The following is a 15,375-nucleotide window of genomic DNA, read 5'->3' on the forward strand; positions in this document are numbered from 1 at the left end:
AAAGCTACCCATCAGGCCACGCATCGGGCCACGCGCTCAGGCGATCAGGCCGCCGTCGATGGTGAAGCTCGCTCCCGTCACGTAGCCCGCTTCGGCCGAGGCCAGGTAGGCCACCATGCCGGCGATCTCCTCCGGCTTGCCCATGCGGCCCACCGGCAGCATGTTGACCAGGGTGTCGATATATTCGACGGGCACGATATCGGTCTGGGTGGGGCCGGGCTGCACGTTGTTGATGGTGATGCCTCGCCGCCCGATATCGATGGCGATGCCGCGCACCATGGAGGCGAGCGCGCCCTTGGTCATCGCGTACACGCTGCTGTTGGCGAAGCCGGCGCGCACGGCCGCCATGCTGCCGATGGTGACGATGCGGCCGCCGGGCTGCATGTGGCGCAGCGCTTCCTGGATGGCGATGAAGGCGCCGCGCACGTTGATGGCGTAGCTGCGGTCCAGCTGCGCCATGGGAAAGCTTTCCACCGGCGCCATCTCCAGCACGCCGGCGCTGTTGACCAGGATGTCGAGCGCGCCGAACGCCTCCACCGTGCGGTTCACCGCGGCGCGCAGCTGCGCCTCGTCGGCGCTGTCCGCCTTGATGGCCAGTGCGCGGCCGCCGCCGGCTTCCACCTTGGCCGCCAGTTCCTGCGCCGCCGCCTCGGACGAGGCGTAGGTGAATGCCACCGCGGCGCCGTCGCGCGCCAGCCGTTCCACAATGGCCGCGCCTATGCCGCGCGAACCGCCCGTTACCAACGCCGCCTTTAACGCCGCCGCTTTTACCGCCTCTGCTTTTGCCTGGTGCATGACTACCTCCGGGTTTATTCTGGACTGAATTGTCAAGAACTGGCTCGAGTGTAGTTTGTTTTGGATCGATCAGTCAATAATAATTTTCAGCGGCCTGGTCATCATAAAATCATAAGCGCGACAGTTCAGGCCCGCTGCGCCGCCCCAGCCAGGTGGCGTCGAAGCGCTTCTGCGCGGCAGCCAGGGCGGCCTGGTCGCCGCGCTGGCGGTACACCTCCATCAGCCCGCGCAGCGCCCAGCCGTTGCTGGGCGTGCGCGCGAAGGACGTGCGGAAAGCGGCCTCCGCGTCGTCCAGGCGGCCGGCGCGCAGCAGCGCCGCACCGAGCGACTGGCGCACCGGGTAGTACCAGTAGGGCGGTTCCGTGTAGGGCATGGCATCCTGCACCGCAACGCCTTGCTCGTAGGCCTTGATGGCGGCGGGCAGGTCGCCGCGCGCCTCGGCCAGGCGGCCGGTGGCAACGGCGTGCGCCGTGCGCACGATGTCCGGCGCCGGCACGCCCCAGCTGGTGATGGAGGAGAAGTCGGCCGTGCGCCCGATGGCCGCCAGCGTGTCGATCTCCTTCTGGCTCTCGGCGTGCGCCCCCTTGCGGGCATAGCCGACGGCGCGCGCGTAGTGCCACATGGCGCGCACCAGCACGTGCTGCGGGTCGGGCGCGGGCAGGGCGATCAGCTGGTCCGGGCTGCTGAACTGCACATGCGAGAAATAGGGCGCCGCCTTCACCGGCTGCAGCATGCCGAAGCTGGGCAGCGCTTCGGCCGGGATCGACTTGTCCAGCTTGGCGGCGGCCGCCAGCGCGCTCGGGCCGTCGCCGCCCATCAGCGCGGACACCATGGCGAAGTGGATGTTGTGCGGATAGTAGGCGCCCTTGTAGACCGCGTCGCTGTCGGCCCTGGCGAAGTACTTCTCGTCGATGGCGATGGCGTCCAGGTTGGACTGCAGCGCCTCCTTGTACAGGCCGACGCGGTAGTAGATATGCGACGGCATGTGCACGATGTGGCCGGCGCCCGGGATCTGGCGCGCCAGGCCGCGCGCATAGGGCAGCGCCTTGTCCGGATGGCTGGACGCTTCCACCGCGTGGATGTAGTAGTGCACCGCGCCGGGATGGGTGGGATTGCGTTCCAGCACGCGCTCCAGCGCGTCCACCAGCTCCGGCGTGCGGCCCTTGCCGCGCGCGCCGCCTGCTTCCCAGTAGTCCCAAGGCGACAAGTCCATCAGCGCTTCGGCGAACAGCACCTGGATGGTGTCGTGGTTGGGGAAGGCGCGCGCCGCGTCCGTCATGCCGGCCGCGTAGGCGGCGTCGAGCGGGGCGCGGTCGGCCGGCGCCGGTGACTGGTAGCGCATGCCCACCGCCCGGATCAGCGCTTGCTCCGCCGGCGTGGCGCGCGCGGCAAGGCTGGCGGCCTTGGCTGCGGCCGCAGCGGCGGGCGCCATCGCTTCCGGAAACATGGGCGCGTTGATGTTGGGCCCCAGCACCAGGGCCTCGCCCCAGTAGCACATGGCGCAGGCGGGATCGTGGCGCTGCGCGGCGCGGAAGGCGCGCGCCGCTTCGGCGTGGTTGAAGGCGAAGATCAGGCGCAGGCCCTGGTCGAAATACGCCTGGGCCTTGGGGCTGGCGGTGCTCACCTGCAGGTGCAGGTTGCCCAGGTTGGTGTACAGGGGCGGATCGCTCGCGGGAGCCGGCTTGCGTTCCTGCTGCGTGGGACGGAAGGGCGCCGTTTCGGTTTGCGCGGCCAGCATGGCCAGCAGCAGGGGCGGGCGGCCGGCCTTGTCCGGCGCGCAAAGCGCCTGGTCGAACAGCGGATCGAATCCTGTGCTGGAGCGTTCCGCCTGCGTCAGCGCCACCGGGCACAAGGACAGCAGTGCGGCGGCCGTGAGGGTGCGGGTGCAGGGCATGGTGCCTCCTCTTTCGTCATTGGACGCATAGAGTTTAGGTGCGCGCAGGGCAAACGCAAGGCAAAATAGAGGGCTGAGCTCATTTGAAAGGCCGTCATGTTCCCCCGTTTTGCCATTGCGTTGCTACCGCTCGCCGTCCTGACCGCCGGCGCCCCGGCTGCGGCCGTTCCAGCGGCCACCCCCGAAGCGGCGTCAGCGCGCAGCGCCCCCGCCAGCGCCGCGTTCGACAAATGGTCGGAGGCGTTTGCAGCGGACTACATGCGCCTGAACCCCGAGTCGGCCACCGCGAGCCAGTATTTTTCCGGCGCGGAACAAGACCAACTGGACCGGCGCCTGTCGCCCATCACCCAGGCCGCGCGCGACAAGCAGGCCGCGCTGGCGCGTAAGGGCGTCGCCAGGCTGGATGCCTTCCTGGCCGGCCCGCTGGGCGCCACCCAGCGCGCCTCGGCCGAAACCATGCGCTGGACGCTGTCCAACGAACTGGCCGGCCGTCCCTTCCAGGACCACCTGTTCATTTTCTCGCAGCTGGGCGGCCCGCAAGTGGGCCTGCCGCGCCTGATGACCCAGGTTCACCCGCTGCGCCGCGCGGCCGACCTGGACAGCTACCTGGCGCGCCTGGAGCAGATTCCTGCCCGCATGGATGAAGCGGTGGCCATGGCGCGCGCCGCCGCCGCGCGCTCGCTGCTGCCGCCGCGCTTCATCCTGGAGAAGGCGCAGCAGCAGGTGGACGCCTTCCTCAGGCCCGCGCCGGAGCAGAACGTGCTGGTCACCTCGCTGGCCGAGCGCAGCGCCGGGCTGGCGGACCTGGCGCCGCAAGCGCGCAGCGCCGCCCTGGCGCGCGCCACCGGCATCGTCGGCGAACGCATACGCCCGGCCTACGCGCGCGTGCAGGCCATGCTGGCGGAACTGCACCCGCGCACCGGCAGCGAAGCGGGCATCTCGCGCCTGCCCAACGGCGCCGCCGCTTATGACTACCTGCTGGCGCGCAACGCCGGCACCAGCCTGAAGGCGGACGCGGTGCACGCCATCGGCCTGCGCGAAGTGGCGCGCATCGAAGCGGAGATGGACAAGTACCTGCGCCAGCTCGGTTTCGCCGAGGGCAGTATCCAGCAGCGCATGGTCAAGCTCGACAAATCGCTGCAGCCGCCTGCCGAGCCCGACCCGCGTCCCGCCATCCTGGCGCGCTACGCGGAACTGGTGCGCGACGCCGAGCAGCGCAGCGCAAGCCTGTTCAACCTGAAGCCGCGCGCGCCGATCGAAGTGCGGCGCGAACCGGCGCTGACCGAAGCCACCGGCTCGGCGCGCTACAGCCCGCCGGCGCCGGACGGCAGCCGCCCGGGCGTGTTCTGGATGCCGCTGCCCGGCCCGGAATACGAGATGGCGGTCATGCGCACGCTGTCCTACCACGAAGGCGTGCCGGGCCATCACTTCCAGATCGCGCTGCAGCAGGAAATGACGGACTTGCCGAAATACCGCGCGCGGCGCATCTTCAGCGGCGGCAGCGCCAACAGCGAAGGCTGGGCCTTGTACGTGGAACAGCTGGCCATGGAGCAGGGCTGGTATGACGGCGACACCGTGGGCATGCTGGGCGGCCTCGCCGAACAGCTGTTCCGCGCGCGCAGGCTGGTGGTTGACACCGGCCTGCACACCAAGGGCTGGACGCGCCAGCAAGCCATCGACTACGGCATGCCGGCTTCCGAAGTGGACCGCTATGTCGCCAACCCCGGCCAGGCCTGTGCCTACCTGCTCGGCATGATGCGAATACTGGAACTGCGCGAAAAGGCGCGCGGCGCGCTGGGCCCGCGCTTCACGCTGCCGGCCTTTCATGATGTGGTGCTGCGCGCCGGTTCGGTGCCGATGGACGTGCTGGCCGGCATCGTCGACCAATGGATTGCCGAAAAGGCGGCGCCGTGACGGTAATAGACTGGTTTTCCCCGGCGCAATGCGTCGGCTACCTGGCCTTTGTGCTGGGCGTCGGCTCCTTCCTGCAGACCGACGACCGGCGCTTCAAGCTGTTTATGGCGGGCGAATGCCTGGCGTATGTGCTGCACTTCGCCCTGCTCGGCAACCCCACGGCGGTCGCCAGTTCCACCATGTCGCTGCTGCGCTCCCTGCTGGCGCTGCGCACCCGCTCCAAATGGGTGGCGGCGGCGGTGATCGCGGCCAACCTGGCGTTGGGGCTGGCGTTGGCCAAACAGGCCAGCGACTGGCTGCCGCTGGCGGCGTCCTGCCTCGGCACGTACGCGCTGTTCCAGCTGCAGGGCGTGGCCATGCGCCTGGTGATGCTGTGCGGGACCGGGCTGTGGATCGCCAACAATGTGATCGCCGGATCGGTGGGCGGCACCGCGCTGGAGGTGGTGGTGGCCGCCGTCAACATCGTCACCATCTGGCGTATGGCGCGCCAGGCCAGGGCGCAGCCGGCCTGAACGGCCAAGCCTACTTCGCCGGCGCCGGCATTTCGCCGTCGCTGCCGGCGCCGCCCTCGATATTGCCGAATAGACTTCCAGGTGTTGCCCGTCTTGAGAATGCAGGAGACCTTGGCGGCGTTCAGATAGTTGCCGCCGGCGTCGCCGTTGCGCGCGGCCAGCTTCTTCCATGATTTGAGGAAGGCCGCGTCGGCGCAATAGCGGCGTGCGGTGTCGTCGTCCATGCCGGACTCGCCCGGCCCGGCCGCGACGAAGGGGCGGTACTCGTGGTGCACGCGCACCACTTTACTGGCTGGGACTTCCTGCTCGCCGTCTACCCGGATGGTGAAGCCGCCGGGCCGGCCGAAGCAGGTGTCGCTGGGCTGCTCGGAGGCGGGGTAGGCGAGCAGCGGGAAGATGATGGTCTCTTCCACGTCCGCTGCGGACACTCCCGGCTAGTAGACCGAGCCGCCGGGCTGGGTGGAGCTCAGCACGCCGTTGACGGCGGAAATGCTGTAATTGACGGTGCTGCCGTCGTAATTCGCCCAGTTGCGCATGTCGAAGGTGCCGCCGCCGGACAGGCGCTGGGTGGCGACGTTGCGGTAGGTGAGCGGTGTCTTGGGCTTGCAGACCTCGGGCAGGCCCACGGTGCGCAGGAAGTAGGCCGAGCCGGCCCCCACGCGCGTGGCCTGGCCGCCCTCGATCAGCAGCGCGGTCTCGACGTCCACGCCCACGCCATGCACGCTGCCGCTCCAGCCGTCGTTCACGATGCGCGCCATGAAGGTGATCAAGCGCCCCATGCGGTCGCGCGCGACCAGGTGCGGATCGGCGATCAGGCCGCCCATGTCGGGCAGGGAAAGGAAATCGCGTCCCAGCGTGATGGTCTTGTCGTACGGGTTGGCCAGCGCGGACGGCGAGGTGATGGAGCCGTTCAGCGCGGTGAACGCGAACTTGCTCATGATCGACATGCCGGCACTGGTGCCGCCGATGGGGATGTTTTTGGCGGCCAGCGCCTCGATGGCAGTCTGCACCGGCGTGCCTTTCCAGAACTTGACGTAGTCGCTCTGGTCGCCGCCGGCGATGAACAGCGCTTCGGCGCCCTGGATGCGCGCGATCACGAAAGGATCGCTGGCGGCGTCGCGGCTGGCGATGGTGATGGTTTCCACCGAAGTCACGCCGCCCATGGCGTAGACATAGGGGTTGTAGGCATCCGTGCCGCGCGAGCGCAGGATGACGAAATTGCCGCCGCCGGACTTCTGGATCATCCACTTGAAGGCCTCGTCCACGTCCGGCCCGCCGCCCATCAGCACCAGGGCCGGCTGGGCCGGCGCCGGCCGCGTCACGTTGGCCGGGTCGCCAACCACCGCATAATCATAGGGTTTGCCCGCCGCCGCGTGGCAGGGCATGAGCAGCGCCGCGAGCGAGAAGTACAGGGCAGACAACAGACCGCGAGGGACAGGTGCGCGCATCATGGGCTCCGGCAAGGGGTAAGGGTGCAGTCGATTGTACGCCTATCCCAGCAGGCGGGAGCCGCTTTTCAAAACCAGTTACGGCTGCGGTACCAGCCGACCGTATCGGCGACGGTCTGTTCCAGCGGCCGGAATTTCAGTGCCAGTTCGCGTTCGCTCTTGGCGTGATTGAAGTGGGTGCGCCCGGCTTCCTTCACCATCAGCCGCACTGTGGCCAGGCTGAGCAGGATGGGCCGGCCAGTGAGGCGCGCATAGGCTTCCTGCACTGCCGCCAGCAGGTACAGCAGCGGCACGGGCAAGCCGCGCGTGGGTGTTTTGACGTTCGCGACCTTGCCCAGCAAGGGCACCAGCTGGCGCATGGTCATGTGGCGCCCCGCCGCCAGATAGCGCTCGCCGCGTTTCCCTTGCAGCGCCGCCGCGATGTGCGCCTGCGCCACGTCGCGCGCATCGACCACGGAAAAGCTGCCAGGCACCAGTCCCGGCAGCTTGCCCAGCACTACGTCGTTGACGAACTGTCCGGACGACGTGGGACCGATATCGGCCGGTCCCCACATCCAGCCGGGCAGCACCAGGCTCGCATGCATGTCCGGGTGGTGCGCCAGGAAGCGCAGCACGGCCTGGTCGGCCAGTATCTTGCTGCGGTAATAGTCGTCGGCGTCGCCCAGCTCGCGCAAGCAGGTTTCGTCGATGGGCACGCCTGGTTCGCCGTTGAGCACGCCTATCGACGAGGTCTGGACAAAACGCCGGACGCCGGCGCTGTAGGCCTGTTCGATCAGCGTCGCGGTGCCGTTCACATTGATGCGTTCGAGCTCCTCCCAGTGGCTGCCGCCCTTGTAGTTGTCGCGGAAGAAGGCCGCCGTATGGAACACCACGTCGCAGCCTTGCAGCGTGGCGGCGAAGCCGCCCACATCCCCCATGTCGCCCGGCACCAGTTCCACGCCTGCCAAGCCGTCGAATTGCTGGCGGCCCTTGTCCAGCGAGCGTACCAGCGCGCGGACGGCAACGCCGCGCAGGACCAGTTCGCGCACCAGGTTGTTGCCGAGCAGGCCGGTGGCGCCGGTGACAAAGGCGGACTTCAATGGGATTGTGTTTTGCATGATGATTGAAATTCAAAGTTCATATGAAATCCAGTTTGGCGATGTTGTATTGAAATGTCAAATGAAATCTGAATTGGCGCTATCCGGAGTTCGTGTGATATCTTTACGGCCCATGAGCGAATCTCCACCCAGAAAGCGGCTAAGCCGCGAAGAAAGCCAGGCCCAGACCCGCGCCCGCCTGATCGACACCGCGCAGCAACTGTTCGTCGCAAACGGCTATGGCGGCACGTCCATCCGCGATATCGCGGAGCGGGCCGGCTACTCGCAGGGCGCGTTCTACTCGAACTTCGCCAGCAAGGAGGAGGTGCTGCTGGAGCTGCTGCGAGGACATATGGAGGCGGAGGGCGCCCAGCTTTCCAGCGTCATGGACAGCGACGGGCGCACGCCTGAGCAGATATTCTCGGAATTGGAAAGCTGGGCTGCGACCCTCAATCACGATGCCAGCTGGTCCATGCTGTCGATCGAGCTGCAGCTGCACGCCAACCGCAGCCCGACGTTCGCCGTCAAGTACCAGGCCGTGTGGGACGCGCATCGGGCCAGGCTCGGCCGCGTCATCGGCAAGCTGTTCACCACGCTGGGCCGCACGCCGCCGGCCGCCCCGGAAGAACTGGCGGCAGCCTTCATGGCGTTGGCGCATGGCCTGGCGCTGCAGGGCATGGGCAACCGGCCCGATCCGTCGGGGCGCATGATCCTGGTATTCCTGCGCGGGCTGGTCGCCAGCGCCGGCGCATAGGAATTGGGGCAGGGCCCGCACCCCAATGCGGGTATGATCGTGCCAACTTCATCTGCACTGGGACATTCCTATGGTCATCGTGACTCACAGCGGCAAATTTCATGCGGACGACGCATGGGCGGTCGCGGTACTGAACATCTTATTTCCCGATAACGAAATCATCCGGACGCGCGATGCGGCGGCTGTCGAGGCGGCCGACTTTGCGGTCGACGTCGGCGGCATCTGGGACCCTGCCACCGGCCGTTTCGATCACCACCAGAAAGGCTTCGACGCGGCACGGCCGACCGGTGTTCCTTACGCCAGCGCGGGACTGGTCTGGCGGGAGTACGGCACGCGCTGCGTCATTGCCCTGGCCGCCGCGTATACAGGGCAGCAGCTGCCTGAAGACAAGGCGCGCGAAATGGCGTACGCCATCGATGCCGACATCGTGCAATACCTGGATCTGTCGGATGTGGGGGCCGCGAAGAATGCGCCCGGAGGATACGGGCTGTCGGCGGTGGTGTCGGGCTTCAATCCGAACTGGCTCGACGAGCAAAGGCTGGGCTACGGCGAGGTGGCCGACGCCTACCGCCTGGCGCAGTTCCGGCAGGCGATGGCCCTGCTGACCGACGTCATGGTCAACGCGGTGAAATACCGCGTCGGCGCCTTGCTCGCGGTGGAGCAAGTGCGGCAAGGGGAAATGCTGGAGGACGGCAAAGTCCTGCTGCTGCAGAACAGCGCGCTGCCATGGACCCAGGTGGTGCGCAAGGAAATGCCCAAGGTGCTGTTCGTCATCAGCCATAGTCCCGCCGAGCAGCGCTACATGCTGCACACCGTGCCGGTCAGCCCGGAGAGTTTCAAGGCGCGCGCCGATCTGCCTGAGCCATGGGCGGGACTGCGCGACGCCGAGCTTGCTGCGGTAACCGGCGTGCCGGACGCGGGCTTTTGCCACAACGGCAGATTCATCGCGGCGGTCAAGTCGTACGAGGGCGCCCGCGCCATGGCAAAGCTGGCGCTGCAGGCGCTGGAGCAAGCCGACTAGACTGCAGGCGACGGGTGATATCAGTTTTCTGATGAAAGCCCTGACACGGGTGAGTGCTGTTAGAATTTCCAGTAGCCTTGTGGTGCCATTTACAGGAGTACGTAAATCCTACGTTTTTTAGTCGCAGCGGCGATACGTACGCCAAAGCTAACGATCGCTGTTGCTTTATTGGTGCTCGCGGCCCTGGCGGGCACGATCACCTACACCGGTTTCCTGGTCGTCGGCGTGTTGGCCGATTATCTCGGCACAGGGCGGGTGATCGCAGGCTTGCTTCTTGGCGTTCTGTTCGCAAGATTTCCCTGGATAAGCAAAGGTAAGCCGCGCATCGTTGGCCTGTTGCCTAAACCTGTCCGTCGGCCGCTCGTGGTGGGCATGCTCGCAGTGTGCCTGGTGAACTTCCTGTCGCGAGGCGAATACGTGCCCGCATTGTTCACAGGCTTCGTTGCGGCTTTTCTTCTCGCCTACCCCTGGTTGAGGCGGGCTATTTTCGATCGGATCTTATCGTCGGTCTTCAAATTCACCGGCCAAAACCCTCGCAACAGCACTGACGACAAGGTGATTGATGGTGAATTCAGGGAGAAGAAGGAGTGAGCTTGACTGATTGTCCGCTGCTAACTTCGGAAACGAAAAAGCCAACCTGCATGGGTTGGCTTTTCTCGTTTGACGCTGTTCTTGGTGGCCCGGGGCGGAATCGAACCACCGACACAAGGATTTTCAATCCTCTGCTCTACCAACTGAGCTACCAGGCCAAGGAGCAGAATTATAGCAGATCATTTTGCGGATGCAAGGGGCTTTTTTGGGAAAATGGCGGGATGTGGGGTGTTTAAGCGTTGGCGTTGCGCCGTGGCTGGCGGCCGTTCTTGACTTAGCTTACTGCCGGGTTAAACTGGATTTGCAATTTTGATACTGCCAATCCTGAAGTCCATCCCGCCAAGAGGAGCTCGTCATGGAAGGAATACGCCTCGCTTTCGCCAGTGCCGTCGTTTCCGCCGTCTTCGCTGCCGCCGCACCGCCGGCACTGGCGGCGCCCCAAGTTGAAGTGATCGCCAAAGGATTGAGCAACCCGCGTGGCCTCGCGTTTGCGCCGAATGGCCAGTTGTTCGTGACCGAGGCCGGGCGGGGCGGCGACGGTAAATGCATCGTCCTGGCCGATTCGCGCAGCGCCTGCTACGGCGAAACCGGCGCGCTGACGCGGGTGGACCCGACCGGCAAGGCGGCGCCGGTGCAGGTGATCAGCGGCTTGCCGTCGATGGCGGCGCCGGGCGGCTTCGGCGCGCTGGGGCCGCAGGGCATTGTGTTCACGGGCGTGGGCAACGGGCGCCTGGCGATGGGCCTGGCCGCCGACGCGTCCGCCCGCGCGGGCTTGGGCGCCAAGGCCAACTTGCTGGGGCAGGTGCTGCAGGTCGGCGGCGCCGGCAACTGGAAGCTGTCGGCCGACATTGCCGCGTTCGAGGCGGCCAACAATCCTGTCAGCGGCGGCAGCGACAGCAATCCTTACGCGGTGGCGGCGCTGGGCCAGCAGCACATCGTGGCCGACGCCGGCGCCAATGCGCTGTTCTCGGTGGCAGCCAACGGCAAGATCACCACGCTGGCCAAATTCGAGGCGCGGCCGGTGCCGGCGCCGCCTTTCCTCGGCTTGCCGGCGGGCGCCACCATTCCCATGCAGGCCGTGCCCACCACCGTGATCGACGGCCGCGACGGCTGGCTGTACGCCGGCCAGTTGACCGGCTTCCCGTTCCCGGCCGGCGCCGCCAATGTGTACCGCGTGTCGCCGCACGGCGGAGCGCCGGAGGTGTTCGCCAGCGGCTTCACCAACATCATCGGCCTGGCGTTCGACGCCAGCCATCGCCTCTACGTTCTGCAGGTGGGCAGTGGACTGGCCGGCGCAGGCGGGCCGCCGCTGCTGCCGCCGGGGCGCCTGATCCGGGTGAATGCGGACGGCACCCAGACCGTCATCTACCAGGACCTGTACTATCCGGGCGGCCTGGCGATAGGGCCGGACGGCGCGGCGTATGTCACCAATTTCGGCATCGTGCCGGGGCCGGTGGCGGGCAGCTTCCCGGACGGTGGGCAGGTGCTGCGCATCACGCTGGACTGAGTTCTTTGCGCCGGAGGCAAATATAATTTGAGGTTTGCGGGGTTTTTCTCAACAAACGGTGAAGGCATAGTGTAGCCATCATCTGAACAAGGAAAACCCCATGACCCACACCACCATCCCGTCAATCGGCCTCGGCACCTTCCGCCTGCAAGGCCAGGTCGTCATCGACTCGGTGCGCAATGGCCTGGAGCTTGGCTACCGCCATATCGATACGGCACAGATCTACGGCAATGAGGCCGAAGTCGGCCAGGCCATGGCGGACAGCGGCGTGCCGCGCGAGGCGCTGTTCGTCACCACCAAGGTCTGGACCGAGAGCCTGGCCGGCGGCAAGCTGATTCCCAGCCTGAAGGAAAGCCTGCGCAAGCTGCGCCTGGAGCAGCTGGACCTGGCGCTGATCCACTGGCCGTCGCCCGGCGATGCGGTGCCGGTGGCCGAGTACATGGCGGCGCTGGCGGAGGCCAGGGAGCAGGGGCTGACGAAGCGGATCGGCGTGTCCAACTTCACCGTCGCGCACCTGCGGCAGGCGGTGGCTGCGGTCGGCGCGCAGCAGATCGCCACGCAGCAGATCGAAATCCATCCCTTCCTGCAGAACCGCAAGGTGGTGGAGTACGCCCGCAGCCAGGGCATCCACCTGACGGCCTACATGCCGCTGGCCTACGGCAAGGTGATGCAGGAGCCGGTGATCGTGGAGATCGCGCGCCGCCACAACGCCACGCCGGCGCAAGTGGCGCTGGCCTGGTCGCTGCAGCAGGGCTTTGCGGTGATCCCGTCCTCCACCAGCCGCGCCAACCTGGAAGGCAACCTGGCGGCGCGCGGCCTGGTGCTGAGCGCCGCAGACATGGCGGCCATCGCCACGCTGGAGCGCAACGAGCGCATCGCCAATCCGGACGGTCTGGCGCCGCAGTGGGACTGAGCATGGCGTCCGCACTCGATAAACTGCGGCACGGCGGTTTCAGCGTCGGCCTGGAGCTGCCGCTCGATAACGACTGGTCGATGGCGGGCCGCGCGGCGAACCGCGCCTCCGGCCGCGTGCCGGGCGAGCCGGACATGGTGCGCCACGCGGAACTGGCGCAGCTGGCGGACCGCCTGGGCTACCGCGCCCTGTGGGTGCGCGACGTGCCGCTGTACGATCCGTCCTTCGGCGACGCGGCGCAGGTGTTCGAGGCTTTCACTTACCTCGGCTACCTGGCGGGCGCGACGCGGAATATCCTGCTCGGCACGGCGGCCGTGGTGCTGCCGCTGCGCGAGCCGGTGCTGACCTTGAAGTCGGCCGCCAGCGTGGACCAGCTGAGCGGCGGGCGCCTGCTGCTGGGCGTGGCCAGCGGCGACCGGCCGGTGGAGTATCCGGTGTTCGGGCGCGATTTCGATACGCGCGGCGCGGCGTTCCGGGAGCAGGTGGCCATGGTGCGCGACGGGGGCGCGGCGGCGCTGCCGCCCGGCGTGGCGCTGCTGCCGCGTCCCGCGCAGCCCGGCCTGCCGCTGCTGGTGGCGGGCCTGGCGCAGCAGACGCCCGAATGGGTGGGCGGGCATATGGACGGCTGCCTGGCCTATCCCGGCATGGCGCACGACCACCAGCGCCGCGCGGCGGCCTGGCGCGCGGTGGCGGGGCCGGATAAGCCCTACATCAGCTTCTTCCACCTGGACCTGGCGGAAGACCCGGACGCGCCGATGCGTTACCACCGCTTCGGCGGCCGGGTGGGCCGCAAGGGGCTGGCGCTGGAGCTGGCGGCGCTGCAGGCGGCCGGCGTGCGGCATCTCGGCCTGCATCTGCGCCAGAACCAGCGCCCGGTGGCCGAGGCGATGCAGGAGATCGCCGAGTTCGTGCTGCCGCAGTTTCACGGCGCCCGCGCACCAGCCGCCGCCGCTATAATGGCTGGATGAACAATCCATCTTCCCCCGCTTCGCAGCGCGTCGTTCAAAGCGATATTTGCATCGTTGGCAACGGCGCCATCGCCAAGACGGCGGCGCTCGGATTTGCCCAGGCCGGGCAGAGCGTCACCTTGCTTTGTCCGCCGTCCCCTCCAGCGTCGCAACCGTCCCCGTCCCAGCCCGCCGTCCAGGCCAGCTGGGACGTGCGCGTTTACGCGCTGAACCACACCGCGCACAATCTGCTGTCGTCCCTGAAGGTGTGGGGCGCGCTCGACGCCGCGCGCGTGGCGCCGGTGGACGCCATGCTGGTCAACGGCGACGGCGGCCAGCCCGGCGGCCTGTCCTTCGACGCCTACGGCGCCCATACCGGCACGCTGGCGTGGATTGTCGAAGACCGCAACCTGAACCAGGCGCTGGACGCTGCGCTGCGCTTCGCCAGCAATGTCACCACCGTCAGCGGCCGCGCCATCGGCCTTGTGCGCGGCGCGGACGACGTCACCGTGCGGCTGGAGGACGGCTCGGCCGTGCGCGCCGAGCTGGTGGTGGGCGCGGACGGCGCCGATTCATGGGTGCGCGGCCAGTGCGACATCGGCCTGGATTACCGCGCCTACGGCCAGCACGCCATCGTGGCCAATTTTCATTGCGAGCATCCGCACCACGGCGCGGCGCAGCAGTGGTTTACCGGCGCGGACGGCATCGTGGCGCTGCTGCCGCTGCCGGGCAACCTGGTGTCGCTGGTGTGGTCGGCGCCGGAAGCGCTGGCCGACCGGCTGCGCGGGGAGGGCGCGCAGCAGCTGGCCGACCGCCTGGCGGTCTACGCGCAGGAAAAACTGGGCAAGCTGACGCCGGTGCAGCCGGAAATGGTGCGCGGCTTCCCGCTGCGCCTGATGCGCCCGCACGCCATGGTGGCGCAGCGCGTGGCGCTGGTGGGCGACGCGGCGCACGTGGTGCACCCTCTGGCCGGCCACGGCATGAACCTGGGCTTTGCGGACGTGGAGCAGCTGGTGCGCATCGTGAACGAGCGCGAGCCGCACCGCGGCCTGGGCGACGAGCGGGTGCTGGGCCGTTACGCCCGCGCGCGCAAGGAAGACGTGCTGCTGATGCAGCTGGCCACCGATGGCCTGGACCGTTTATTCGGGACCGATCTTGAGCCTTTGCGCTTGGTGCGCAATTTGGGATTAAACTTGCTGGACAAATTGCCGGGCTTGAAGCGCCGGCTGATTTCCCACGCACTTGGTAAGTGATCACCGGAGCCTTTATGAAATTCAGCAAGACTGCACTACTGTTCGCCTCCGCCTTCATGGCATCCTGCGTCGGCGCGGAAAACCCGACCGAAGCAAGCATCAAGAAAGCCATCGAGCCCCGTCTGGGCACCAACGTCAAGGTCGATTCCGTCAAGGAGACGCCGTACGCCGGCCTGTACGAGGTGCGCATCGGCGACGAAATCCGCTACACCGACAAGACCGCCAGCTACCTGATCGTCGGCCACGTGTTCAACCTGAAGACGTCCGAAGACCTGACCCAGGCCCGCATCGACGACATCAACAAGATCAAGTTCTCCGAGCTGCCGCTGGAAATGGCGCTGAAGACCGTGAAGGGCAACGGCAAGCGCGTGATGGCCGTGTTCGAAGATCCGAACTGCGGCTACTGCAAGCGTTTCCGCCAGCAGGCGCTGAAGGACGTGGACAACGTCACCATCTACACCTTCATGTACAACATCCTGTCCGAGGACTCCTTCACCAAGTCCAAGAACATCTGGTGCTCGGCCGACCGCAACAAGGCCTGGGACGACTGGATGCTGTCCGGTAAAGCCGCGGCGGCCGCGCCGGCCGGCTGCACCACGCCGAACGAGAAGGTGCTGGCGCTGGGCCAGAAGCTGCGCATCAACGGCACGCCGAACATCTTCTTCGCCGATGGCAGCCGGGTGCCGGGCGCCATCGACATCAAGACGCTGGAATCCAAGTTGTCCTCTATTAAACAGTAAGGAGCGCGGC

The 15,375-nt window shown here is 67.2% G+C and carries 14 protein-coding genes, 1 tRNA gene and 1 pseudogene; 10 read left to right on the plus strand and 6 right to left on the minus strand.

Features of this window, described 5'->3' with window-relative positions; translation table 11 throughout:
- Positions 1-36 precede the first annotated feature (36 nt).
- On the minus strand, positions 37-795 hold the full coding sequence (locus tag AC56DV_RS17965; protein WP_496315597.1) for an SDR family oxidoreductase: 759 nt from the start codon (positions 793-795) through the stop codon (positions 37-39).
- Positions 796-904: 109 nt separating this feature from the next.
- Positions 905-2,689 carry a tetratricopeptide repeat protein gene (locus AC56DV_RS17970; protein WP_496315598.1) on the minus strand — a complete coding sequence of 595 codons (1,785 nt, stop codon included), beginning with the start codon at positions 2,687-2,689 and terminating at the stop codon, positions 905-907.
- Between the two features lie 96 nt (positions 2,690-2,785).
- On the opposite strand from AC56DV_RS17970, the gene AC56DV_RS17975 reads away from it, so the two are divergent.
- Both AC56DV_RS17975 and AC56DV_RS17980 read left to right on the plus strand, forming a co-directional pair.
- A complete protein-coding gene (locus AC56DV_RS17975; protein ID WP_496315599.1) occupies positions 2,786-4,603 on the plus strand; it encodes a DUF885 domain-containing protein in 1,818 nt (605 codons plus the stop codon).
- Positions 4,600-5,115 (plus strand): YgjV family protein, encoded by a 516-nt coding sequence (locus AC56DV_RS17980; RefSeq protein ID WP_496315600.1) that lies wholly within the window; start codon positions 4,600-4,602, stop codon positions 5,113-5,115. The genes AC56DV_RS17975 and AC56DV_RS17980 overlap by 4 nt, the downstream gene beginning before the upstream one ends.
- 68 nt (positions 5,116-5,183) lie before the next feature.
- Here AC56DV_RS17980 and AC56DV_RS17985 read toward each other — a convergent pair.
- The 3 genes and pseudogenes from AC56DV_RS17985 to AC56DV_RS17995 form a co-directional block, all read right to left on the minus strand.
- Positions 5,184-5,543: pseudogene (locus tag AC56DV_RS17985) on the minus strand (DUF4424 family protein); the annotation flags it as partial.
- Between the two features lie 6 nt (positions 5,544-5,549).
- On the minus strand, positions 5,550-6,536 hold the full coding sequence (locus AC56DV_RS17990) for a cyanophycinase (RefSeq protein ID WP_496315601.1): 987 nt from the start codon (positions 6,534-6,536) through the stop codon (positions 5,550-5,552).
- 95 nt (positions 6,537-6,631) lie between these two features.
- Positions 6,632-7,660, minus strand: coding sequence for an SDR family oxidoreductase (locus tag AC56DV_RS17995; protein ID WP_496315602.1), 1,029 nt, complete (start codon positions 7,658-7,660; stop codon positions 6,632-6,634).
- A gap of 112 nt (positions 7,661-7,772) precedes the next feature.
- Here AC56DV_RS17995 and AC56DV_RS18000 point away from each other — a divergent pair, with 112 nt between their 5' ends.
- The 3 genes from AC56DV_RS18000 (at position 7,773) to AC56DV_RS18010 (ending at position 10,005) form a co-directional block, all read left to right on the plus strand.
- A complete protein-coding gene (locus AC56DV_RS18000; protein WP_496315603.1) occupies positions 7,773-8,393 on the plus strand; it encodes a TetR/AcrR family transcriptional regulator in 621 nt (206 codons plus the stop codon).
- A 70-nt stretch (positions 8,394-8,463) separates the two neighbouring features.
- The gene (locus AC56DV_RS18005) at positions 8,464-9,414 is read left to right on the plus strand and encodes an MYG1 family protein (RefSeq protein ID WP_496315604.1); all 951 of its coding nucleotides are present in this window, start codon (positions 8,464-8,466) and stop codon (positions 9,412-9,414) included.
- A 171-nt stretch (positions 9,415-9,585) separates the two neighbouring features.
- Entirely contained in the window at positions 9,586-10,005 is a 420-nt protein-coding gene (locus tag AC56DV_RS18010; protein ID WP_496315605.1) for an FxsA family protein, read from the plus strand.
- An 82-nt stretch (positions 10,006-10,087) separates the two neighbouring features.
- Here the strand turns inward: AC56DV_RS18010 and AC56DV_RS18015 are convergent.
- Positions 10,088-10,163, minus strand: a tRNA-Phe gene (locus tag AC56DV_RS18015).
- Positions 10,164-10,360: 197 nt separating this feature from the next.
- Between AC56DV_RS18015 and AC56DV_RS18020 the strand changes: the two genes are divergently transcribed.
- The 5 genes from AC56DV_RS18020 to AC56DV_RS18040 all read left to right on the plus strand — a co-directional run bounded on the left by AC56DV_RS18020 (position 10,361) and on the right by AC56DV_RS18040 (position 15,365).
- On the plus strand, positions 10,361-11,512 hold the full coding sequence (locus AC56DV_RS18020; RefSeq protein WP_496315606.1) for a ScyD/ScyE family protein: 1,152 nt from the start codon (positions 10,361-10,363) through the stop codon (positions 11,510-11,512).
- A 100-nt stretch (positions 11,513-11,612) separates the two neighbouring features.
- A complete protein-coding gene (gene dkgB / locus AC56DV_RS18025; protein ID WP_496315607.1) occupies positions 11,613-12,425 on the plus strand; it encodes a 2,5-didehydrogluconate reductase DkgB in 813 nt (270 codons plus the stop codon).
- A 2-nt stretch (positions 12,426-12,427) separates the two neighbouring features.
- Positions 12,428-13,393 (plus strand): TIGR03571 family LLM class oxidoreductase, encoded by a 966-nt coding sequence (locus tag AC56DV_RS18030; RefSeq protein ID WP_496315608.1) that lies wholly within the window; start codon positions 12,428-12,430, stop codon positions 13,391-13,393.
- The gene (locus AC56DV_RS18035) at positions 13,390-14,625 is read left to right on the plus strand and encodes an FAD-dependent monooxygenase (protein WP_496315609.1); all 1,236 of its coding nucleotides are present in this window, start codon (positions 13,390-13,392) and stop codon (positions 14,623-14,625) included. The genes AC56DV_RS18030 and AC56DV_RS18035 overlap by 4 nt, the downstream gene beginning before the upstream one ends.
- A gap of 14 nt (positions 14,626-14,639) precedes the next feature.
- On the plus strand, positions 14,640-15,365 hold the full coding sequence (locus AC56DV_RS18040; protein ID WP_496315610.1) for a DsbC family protein: 726 nt from the start codon (positions 14,640-14,642) through the stop codon (positions 15,363-15,365).
- Positions 15,366-15,375 lie beyond the last annotated feature (10 nt).

Source organism: Massilia sp. BGA-UO-ETr-WB1 (assembly GCF_059567845.1).